We start from the raw sequence: 11,665 nt of genomic DNA on the forward strand, positions 1-11,665 counted from the left end.
TGATGCGACGATAGATAATGCCGGGATTCATTAAATTAAAATGATGGCGTGGGCTTAAAACAGGTAACAGAATTAGGTGTGGAACAGTGGATTACATTGGTACCCAAAAATTACTTGCTTAAGGTTAGGTGTAGAACTGCAATCGACTCGTTTGTGTCATAGAGTACAAGTAACTTGCGAACGGAATGCATTCGTATAATTTATTATGAGAACATCTGAAAGTTCGTTGAGTTCGGACTTATATGACCTTCATCCTGCTCAAGAAGATGTATTTTACGAGCAAGCCCTCTATGAAAATAACCCTCTCCATAATCTCGGTTGGTATACACAGGTAGAAGAAGTTGATATCGCTATTTTGCAACAAGCTTGGAATTTACTTCATCAACATATTGATATGCTAAGACTGCGCATATCGGTTAATTCAAATAATGAGGCTATACAATATATTCAAGAACAAAGCCTGCCAGAAAGTATTATATTTCATGATGTTGTGATGCAGGTTGAGCCTGAAGAAAAAGCAAAATTTTGGATGAAGCAGCAAATAGATCATCCTATCGATTTTTTAAAGGAAATCCCCTATCAGCTTTTCTTAATTCATGTGACGGCTAAAAAATATTATTTTTTCACTAAATTTCATCATATTATGATTGATGGCGTCGGATTATATCGGCTCCACGAATATCTTCATCAACTATACGCATGCATTAAAGATGGCACATCAATAGATTGGTTATCAGAAATTCCTCAATATTTAGAGACAATAACTAAAGCAAGAGAGTACCTAAAATCCCATCATTACGAAAAAGATAAAAATTATTGGTGTGATTTTTTGAGGAAAAATGAAATACATCAATTAACGCCTTATTATAAAAATACAGGTTCAAATACTTGTTTATTAACATTCCCAATGTCAGTGAAAAATGACTTGCGTATTTTTTGTAAAGAAAAAAAAGTCAATCTACTTTCTACCTTTTCTAGTTTAGTCATGATTGTGATGTCAGAACTGACAGGGAATCAAGAATTGATTTTTAACACGATTACACACGGAAGAAAATCAAAAACAGAGAAATATGTGATTGGAATGCATTCAAATATGTATCCAATAAATTGCCATATTTCTAATACGCTAAGTGTGATTGAACAAATTAATCTAATGGAGTCAGCCTTAAAAGATGGTTATCGTCACTGTAAATTCCCTCACTCCCATCTTATTCGAATCGCTAACAATGATGAAACGCCTTTACCCAATATCCTTGTTTTTTATGAACGATTTACAGACTCAGATTCTGAAATAACTCAAAACCAGCACTATCATATAGACGGAAAATTTTATATCTATCCTATCGTTTTCAGATTAAAGGACTATGGATATGATCAGGAATTAAAAATAACCATAGATTATTTGCAGGCGTATTTTAGTGATCAGGATATCAGGCAAATACTTGAACGATTGAACAACCTGTTTACAGCTTTAATTAACAATGCTGAGCTATTAGTCAGTGAGTTGCCTATTTTATTAGAGCAAGAACGCCACACACTACTGAAGACGTGGAATCGGCCCGATGCCTCATATCCACAGAATATTACGCTGAAACAGCAGTTTGAGACACAGGCCGCAGCCACACCGGATAACATCGCCCTGATGTTTGAAGGAGAAACGCTGACTTATCGCCAGTTGAATGAACGGGCGAACCAACTGGCTTTGGTGATCCGCGAACGCTACCAGCAGCAATGTAATGACGTTATGCCGGCCGATACGCTGGTGGCCTTGTATTTGGATCGCAGTCTGGAAATGGTGATCAGTATTCTTGCCGTACTGAAAGCTGGTGGTGCCTATGTGCCGATTTCTCCGGAATATCCGCCGGAACGTATCCGGTTTATTGTGCATGACACCCAATCCCAATGCGTGGTTACCCAACAACACTATCTGATGGCACTGGCGGAATGTACGCAAGAATGGGGTCGGCTGCCAGCCTTGATTGCCGCAGATGATCTGTCAGTGACTGAAGGTAGGCCGGTGGATAATCTGGTGTCAATAAACAGAGGCGCTGATCTGGCCTATGTCATCTACACATCAGGTACGACTGGGCAGCCGAAAGGCGTGTTGCAGACGCATTATAATGTTGTACGTCTATTGGCGACTACTCAGGGAGACTATCAGTTTGACCAAAATGACACTTGGGTGCTTTACCACGCTTATACCTTTGATTTTAGTGTATGGGAGTTGTGGGGAGCACTGATTTATGGTGGGCGATTGATCATTCCAACCGTAGAGTGCACCAAGGATTTTGCCCGTTTTAGCCACCTGTGTTCGCACGAAAAAGTCACTGTTCTGAATCAGACTCCGGGTGCATTTTATGCTTTCATTGATGCTTCCCTGAATAGTGATGCTAAATACCCATCTCTTCGCTATGTGATTTTTGGCGGAGATAAACTGAATCCTGTTCAGTTAGTGCCTTGGTGGGACAAATATGGTGATCAATCGCCAGCCCTGATCAATATGTATGGGATAACAGAAACAACCGTCCATGTTACCTATAAAAAGTTACTAAAAAATAAAAAGTTACTAAAAAACGATGCGACAACGGCCTCCAACATTGGACGACCGTTAAATGATATGCACGCCTATGTTTTAAATAAATCTGGCCGGCTTGTGCCGATTGGTGCGCCGGGAGAACTGTATATTGGTGGTGCGGGGTTGGCGCGGGGGTATTTAAATCGGCCAGAGTTGACAGCAGAGCGTTTTGTGGAAAATCCGTTTGCCACCGAAGAGGATAAAGCGTGCGGTTATACCCGCCTGTATAAAACCGGCGATTTGGTCAGGTGGCAGCCGGACGGCAATCTGGAATATCTGGGACGCAATGATTTTCAGGTCAAAATCCGCGGTTATCGCATCGAACTGGGTGAAATTGAAAGCGCCTTAGCCGCCCATCCACAAGTCAAGCAAGCAGTGGTCATTGACCACCAACATGAAGGTCATAAAGTGCTGGTGGCGTATCTGGTCACTGACAGTACATTACCGGATAACACATTATCGAATAAGACATTATCGGACGAAGCTCTGATTGAACACTTGTCCGATCGTCTGCCGGACTACATGGTGCCGGCCAGTTTTACCCGTATTGAATCTATCCCGTTGACCCTGAACGGCAAAGTCGATCGTCGGGCACTGCCCGCACCGGTATGGGGAAGTCGTGATGGTTATGTAGCACCGCGTAATGCATTGGAAACTCAGCTTTGTGTCGTCTGGCAAGACGTTTTGGGACTGGAGCGGGTGGGTGTCGAAGATAATTTCTTCCGCATTGGTGGCAACTCTTTGACTGCCATTAAGATGATAGCAGCTATCCGCCGTACCTTATCTGTGGATGTCTCATTAGCACAGATATTTGAATTGAAAACCGTTGCCGGACTGTCTGCTCAGATGGGGCAACTGGCCTGTACGGTGCTTCCTCATGTTGAACTGGCGCGTTATCCCTTGTCATTTGCGCAGGAGCGAATGCTGTTTATTGAACAGTTTGAACAGGGAAGTCATGCCTATCATGTCCCTTATCTGGTGCAACTTAATGATGATGCCAGCTTATCCCTGCTGGAAACGGCAATTCATCAGGTCGTCGAGCGCCATCCGGTGATGAAGATGGTATACCGCAGTGACCATGAAGGCCATTACCAACAAGTCATTGAGGACAAAAAGGTTCTTAACACACAGTCTTGTGCCGATGTTAATACGCTTCTACAGATGGTAAGTGCTGAGATGATCACACCATTTGAGTTGATGACAGAGCCGGGGCTGCGGCTGCGTCATTATCATGTGGCTGAACAGCATTATCTGCTGATTATGTGGCATCACATTGCCATTGATGGCTGGTCGATTGATATTTTCATGGAAGAATTGGCGGAAATTTACCAAGCCCTGCAAGAAGGTCGCACCAGCCAACTGCCGGCACTGGATATTACCTATGGCGATTATGCCAAATGGCAGCGTGATTATTTGCAGGGAGAGGTGCGTGAGCATCAGTTGACTCACTGGCAACAGGCACTGGCTGGGTATGAGCCGTTATCCCTGTCAACGGATCGAAGCCGTCCAATGCAACCGGACTATCAGGGACGGGATTTCCATTTCATGCTTGGCAATTCGCTTTCAGAGCAGATGAGGACGCTGGCAAAAACGCAGGAAACGACCCTGTATACCGTGCTGCTCAGCGCATTTTATGTCACGCTGGCAAAACTGTCCGGACAGAATGATATCGTACTGGGTACCCCTACTGACAACCGACACCATGCCCAAACGCAGCCGTTGATTGGGATGTTTGTCAACTCGTTGGTGTTGCGGGCACAATTTGAACAAACTGACAGTGTGGAAAAACTGATCAGCCAGATCCACACAGTCATTGCCCAAGCCAAAGCACATCAGGACATGCCATTTGAGCAATTGGTTGATGCACTGGCAATTGAGCGAGATCCCTCCCGCCACCCTATTTTTCAGGTGATGTTTGGCGTGCAGGATTTTGGCGAGAACTGGCAAACCGAAGCCGGTTTACCATTCAGCCCAGTGAAAATGGATGAAATTTCTTACAGCCCTGCCAAATTTGACCTGAGCCTGTTTATGTCAGAAAGGCAGGAAAATATTACCGGTAGCATCAATTATGCGGTAAGCCTGTTTGATGAAGTCACAATAGCGCGGATGGCTGATATTTATCAGCGGGTATTGACGGCGTTCGTGGCGAATCAGCAACAATCGCTGGCGGGCATTGATGTGTTGTCTGTGCAAGAGCGCGACACCTTGCTGTTCCGCTGGAATCAGACTGACGTACCGCATCCACAGGATCGGACATTACACCAACAGTTCGAAGCTCAGGCTGTCTCCACGCCGGATAATGTGGCACTGGAGTTTGAGGGCGAAACGCTAACCTACCGGCAGTTAAACGAACGGGCAAACCAACTGGCCGTCGTGATCCGGGAATGTTATCAGCAACAGCGCGATCAGCCGATGCCCGCGGATACGCCAGTGGCGTTGTATCTGGATCGCAGCCTGGAAATGATCATCAGTATCTTGGCTGTGCTGAAAGCGGGCGGTGCTTACGTACCGATGTCACCGGAATACCCACCGGAGCGCGTCCGGTTTATTCTTGCAGACACAGAAGCGTCGTGTGTTGTGACTCAAAAGCATCATTTAGCGGCTTTGAACGACAATACACAGGTTCTGTCGGTTCAGCCTTCATTGATTGCCGCCGATGATCCTGCCATAGCCCTTGGTCGCCCGGTAGATAATCTGGTGCCGGTAAACGGTGCTACCGATCTGGCCTACATCATCTATACCTCAGGCACGACTGGTCAGCCCAAAGGGGTTGCGCTGACGCACAAAAGCGTCATGAATCGCCTGTGCTGGATGCAGTCCCAATATCCTTTGAGTTCGGCGGATAAAGTGCTGCAAAAAACCCCTTATACATTTGATGTTTCGGTGGGGGAACTGCTGGCGAACTGGGTCGGGGCGTGTATCGTGATTGCCCCACCTGACACCCATAAACAGCCGGAAGCCCTGCATACACTGATGCAGAAAACGGGCGTGACAGTGGTTCACTTTATCCCGTCAATGTTGGGGGCTTTCTGTCAAACGCTACAGGCTTTAACTCAGCAATTAGCGAGCACTGTCCGCTATGTATTATGCAGCGGGGAAGCGCTAACGGCATCGCAGGTCAGTGCATTTAAGTCGATTAATCAGAATTCCAGTGCCTTAATTAATCTTTATGGGCCAACGGAAACGGCAATTGAAGTCTCGTACTTTGATACCGCCGGCGAGTTTACTGGCAATGTACCTATTGGCCAGCCAATCGATAACATCCGCCTGTATGTTCTTGATCGTTATGGCAACCTGTCCCCGAACGGGGCACCGGGGGAACTGTATATCGGTGGCATTGGGCTGGCGCGTGGATATTGGAACCAGCCAGAGCAGACGGCGAAATATTTTGTGGCAAACCTATTTGTCACCGAAGACGATAAAGTCCGTGGCTATACCCGCCTGTATAAAACCGGCGATTTGGTGCGCTGGCGGCCGGACGGCAATCTGGAATATCTGGGACGCAATGATTTTCAGGTCAAAATCCGCGGTTACCGTATTGAGCTGGGGGAAATAGAAAGTGTGCTGACCTTACATCCTCAGGTCAAACAGGCAGTAGTTATTGACCGTGAACATGAAGGCCATAAAGCACTGGTGGCGTATCTGGTCACCGACGGGGCGTTGTCGGATGAAACATTGATAGCGCATCTGTCTGCTCATCTGCCGGACTATATGGTGCCGGCCAGCTTTACCCGCATCAATTCCATTCCGCTGACCCTGAACGGCAAGCTCGATCGCCGGGCACTCCCCGTACCGACATGGATAAACCGGGACAGTTATGTGGCACCGCGCAATGCACTGGAAGAACAGCTTTGTGTGGTTTGGCAGGAGGTTTTGGGATTAGAGCGGATTGGTATCGAAGATAACTTCTTCCGTATCGGTGGTAACTCCCTGATGGCTATCAAGCTGACAGCCGCGATTCGCCATGCTCTGGCAGTAGATGTATCACTCGTACAGATGTTTGAACTGAAAACAATTGCCGGGCTGGCAGCTCAAATGGGACAACAGGCTTGTATGGTGATCCCTCATGTTGAGCTGGAGCGCTACCCTTTGTCATTTGTTCAGGAGCGGATGCTGTTTATTGAACAGCTTGAGCGGGGTAGTTATACCTATCATGTTCCTTATCTGGTGAAACTTGAGGTGGGCACTAACCTATCTTTGCTGGAAACTGCGATTAATCAAATGGCTGAACGGCATTCCGTCATGAAGATGGTGTACCGCAATGACGATGGAGATCATGCCTATCAGCAGGAATTGGAAGGCAGCTTGACCTTCCGTTCACGCGCTTGTGCCGATTTTGATGCACTCCAACAAATGGTACGGGCTGAAGTGGCAACGCCGTTCGACCTGACAACCGAGCCAGCGCTGCGTTTGTGTCACTATTATTTAACTGAACATCATTACTTATTGATGATGTGGCACCACATTGCCATTGATGGCTGGTCGATTGATATCTTCATGGATGAGCTGTCGGAGATTTACCACGCCTTGCGAGAAGGACGCACCAGTCAACTGCCGGAGCTGGATATCACCTATGGCGATTATGCGAAATGGCAGCGTGATTATTTACAGGGGAAAGTGCGTGAACGTCAATTGACTTACTGGCAACGGACGTTGGCCGGATATGAAGCGTTATCCCTGCCAACGGATCGGGAACGGCCGACACAGGTAGATTATCAGGGGCGTAATTTCTATTTCACATTGAAGAGAACGCTGTCAGATCAATTGAGAGCATTAGCAAAAACACAGGAAACCACCCTGTATACCGTCCTGCTCAGTGCGTTTTATGTCACGCTGGCAAAACTGACCGGACAGAATGATATCGTACTGGGCACCCCCACCGATAGCCGACATCATGCCCAGACTCAGCCGCTGATCGGGATGTTTGTCAACTCATTGGTCTTGCGGGCTAAGCTTGAGCAGACCGGCAATGTAGAAACGCTGATCAGGCAGATCCACACGGTGATTACTCAGGCTAAGGTGCATCAGGATATGCCGTTTGAGCAATTGGTTGATGCATTGGCGATTGAGCGTGATATCGCCCGTCATCCTATTTTTCAGATCATGTTTGGGTTACAGAATTTGGGTGAAAATCTGCCAAACCGATCTGGCCTGCCGTTTAGTGCGGTAAAACTGGATGAACCATTATTCAGCTCCGCCAAGTTTGATCTGAGCCTGTTTATGTCAGAGGAACAAGCCAGTATTACCGGCGGCATCAATTACGCGGTGAGTCTGTTTGATGAAGCCACAATAGTGCGGATGGCTGATATCTATCAGCGGGTACTGACGGCTTTTGTGGCGGATGAACAACAAGCACTGGCGGAGCTTGACGTATTGTCCGCGCAGGAGCGCCATACACTACTGCATAGTTGGAACCAGACTGACGTGCCGTATCCACAGGACAGAACATTGCAGCAGCAGTTCGAAGCCCGTGTGGCCGCCACTCCGGATAACATCGCGCTGATATTTGAAGGCACCACGCTGAGCTACCGGCAGTTAAACGAACGGGCAAATCAGTTGGCTAGTGTGATCCGCGAACATTACCAGCAGCAGCGCCATCAACCGATGCCGGCAGATACACTCGTGGCGCTGTATTTGGATCGCAGTCTGGAGATGGTGATCAGCATATTGGCGGTGCTGAAAGCGGGCGGAGCTTATGTGCCCATTTCGCCAGACTATCCGTCGGAGCGCGTCCGGTTTATTCTGGCCGATACGGAAGCCTCATGTGTCGTCAGTCAGCAACGGCATTTGAGCACATTGGCTAAATACACTCAGGCGTTGACGGTGCAGCCGGCCCTGATTGCCGCCGATGATCCTGTCGTGACGGCCAACTGTCCAGTGGACAATCTGGTGCCGGTAAACTGTGCTGCGGATCTGGCCTATATCATCTACACGTCAGGTACGACCGGCCAGCCGAAAGGGGTGATGATCGAGCACGCGGGGGTAGTGAATCTCGCCCAGTTTATCGTCCGAACGCATTTACTGGATGAATCGGTCAAAGCCCTGTTCTTTTCCAATTACGTGTTTGATGCTTCCGTATTTGAGTTGTTCCCTGCACTGATAGCCGGCTCAACCTTGTATATTGCGTCAGCCGCCCTGACGACGGACAGCGAACAACTGCTGGCGTTTATCAATGAAAATCAGATCACCAAGGCATTTATCCCTACCGCCCTGATGAACCATTTTGCCACTGAGTTATCCGACTCCACCCTGCGGGTTATCCATACCGGCGGTGAGGCGCTGAATACGTTGGCTATCCGGTCGGATATCACGGTGTTTAACCAATACGGGCCGACTGAAATTACCGTTTGCGCCAGCCAGAACCGGTTGCAGGACGGGGATCGGGCGATTGGTCAGGGGATTGATAATACCCGGCTGTATGTGCTGGATGCCGCGGGTCAGTTGTCTCCTCTCGGGGCGCCGGGGGAACTGTATATCGGTGGTGCAGGGTTGGCACGTGGGTATTTAAACCAGCCAGAACTGACCGCCGCACGGTTTGTCACTAACCCGTTTGCTACCGAAGAGGATAACGCGCGGGGCTATACCCGCCTGTATAAAACCGGCGATTTGGTGCGCTGGCGGCCGGACGGCAAACTGGATTATCTGGGGCGCAATGATTTTCAGGTCAAAATCCGCGGTTACCGTATTGAATTAGGGGAAGTGGAAAACTCACTGGCGACCCATCCGCAGGTGAAACAAGCGGTGGTGATTGACCATGAGTATAAGGGCAATAAAGTGTTGGTGGCGTATCTGGTCACCGACGGGGCAGTATCAGACGATGCATTATTGGATAGTACCTTAATTGCACATCTGTCTGCTCGTTTGCCGGATTACATGGTACCGGCCAGCTTTACCCGCATCGATTCTCTCCCGCTGACCCTGAACGGCAAGCTCGATCGTCGGGCCCTGCCGGCACCGGCATGGGTAAGCCGTGATGGTTATGTAGCACCGCGCAATGCACTGGAAGAGCAGCTTTGTGTCGTCTGGCAAGAGGTTTTGGGATTAAAGCGAATTGGTATCGAAGATAATTTCTTCCGTATTGGTGGTAACTCCCTGATGGCTATCAAGCTGACAGCGGCCATCCGTCGGGAGCTGGCAGTGGAAGTGCCATTGGCACAGGTATTTGAACTGAAAACCGTCGCCGGGCTGGCGGCTCAAATGGGGCAGCAGGCTTGTACGGTGATTCCTCACGTAGCACTGGAAAGTTACCCTCTGTCGTTAGCTCAGGAGCGGATGCTGTTTATCGAACAGTTTGAGCAGGGCAGCTATGTCTATCATGTTCCTTATCTGGTGAAACTTGAGGCGGATACCAACCTATCCTTGCTGGAAACTGCAATTAATCAAGTGGTTGGACGGCATTCCGTCATGAAGATGGTGTACCGCAATGACGATGGCGAACACGCCTACCAACAGGAGTTTGAGGGCAGCTTAGCTTTCCGTTCACAGCCTTGTGCGGATTTTGACATTCTTCAGCAAATGGTACGGGCTGAAGTGGCAACGCCATTCGATCTGGCGGCAGAGCCAAGCTTGCGTCTGTACCATTATCAAGTGGCTGAACAACATCAATTGCCTGAACAGCATTATGTATTAATGATGTGGCACCACATTGCCCTTGATGGCTGGTCGATTGATATTTTCATGGATGAATTGGCAGAAATTTACCACGCCCTGCGCGAAGGCCGTGTCAGCCAACTACCGGCGCTGGATATCACCTATGGCGATTATGCTAAATGGCAGCGTGATTATTTGCAGGGGGACGTGCGTGAACGCCAGCTAGCTTACTGGCAGCAAGCGCTGGACGGGTATGAAGCATTATCCCTGCCAACGGATCGGGAACGGCCGGCACAAGTGGATTATCAGGGACGGGATTTCAATTTTGAGCTGAAAAATACACTCTCTGATCAGTTGAAGGCGCTGGCAAAAACACAGGAAACGACCCTGTATACCGTCCTGCTCAGTGCGTTTTATGTCATGCTGGCAAAACTGTCCGGACAGAATGATATCGTACTGGGTACACCGACCGACAACCGACACCATGCCCAGACTCAGCCACTGATTGGCATGTTTGTTAACTCACTGGTCTTGCGGGCGCAGCTTGAGCAGACAGGCAGTGTAGAAAAACTGATTAAGCAGACCCACGAGATAATCGCGAAGGGCAAAGCACATCAGGATATGCCGTTTGAGCAATTGGTTGATGCGTTGGCGATTGAGCGTGATGTTTCTCGTCATCCTATTTTTCAGATCATGTTTGGGTTACAAAGTTTTGGCGATGTTCGACAAAACGGGGCTGGCCTGCCGTTTAATCCGGTGAAACTGGATGAACCATTACACAGTGCCGCCAAGTTTGATCTGAGCCTGTTTATGTCAGAAGGAAAAGCCAGTATTACCGGCGGCATCAATTACGCGGTGAGTCTGTTTGATGAAGCCACAATAGTGCGGATGGCTGATATCTATCAGCGGGTATTAATGGCATTTGTGGCGGATCAACAGCAATCTCTGGCGGAAATTGACGTGTTGTCCGCGCAGGAGCGCCATACACTACTGCATAGCTGGAACCAGACCGACGTACCGTATCCGCAGGACAGGACATTGCCGCAGCAGTTTGAAGCCCGTGCCGCTGCTACGCCGGATAATATCGCACTGGTGTTTGAAGGCACCACGCTGACCTACCGGCAGTTAAACGAACGGGCAAACCAACTGGCGGGCGTGATCCGCGCCCGTTACCAACAGCAGGGCCATCAGCCGATACCGGCAGATACGCCCGTGGCGCTGTATCTGGATCGCAGTCTGGAGATGGTGATCAGCATGCTGGCGGTGCTGAAAGCGGGCGGGGCTTATGTGCCCATCTCGCCAGACTACCCGTCGGAGCGCGTCCGGTTTATTCTGACCGATACCGGGACTTCATGTGTTGTCAGTCAGCAACGGCATTTGAGTACATTGGCTAAATACACTCAGGCGTTGACGGTGCAGCCGGCCCTGATTGCCGCGGAGGATCCCGCGGTGACTGCCGGCCAGCCGGTGGATAACCCTGAGCAGCTCAGTCAGGCCACC

General features: G+C 49.0%; 1 protein-coding gene. It reads left to right on the forward strand.

Annotated features, from left to right (window positions below; genetic code table 11):
- Positions 1–226: 226 nt before the first annotated feature.
- A partial coding sequence (locus tag Xhom_RS12325; protein WP_244590778.1) for a non-ribosomal peptide synthetase occupies positions 227–11,665 on the forward strand: 11,439 nt, incomplete at its 3' end.

This window comes from Xenorhabdus hominickii (assembly GCF_002632725.1).
Lineage (GTDB): Bacteria > Pseudomonadota > Gammaproteobacteria > Enterobacterales > Enterobacteriaceae > Xenorhabdus > Xenorhabdus hominickii.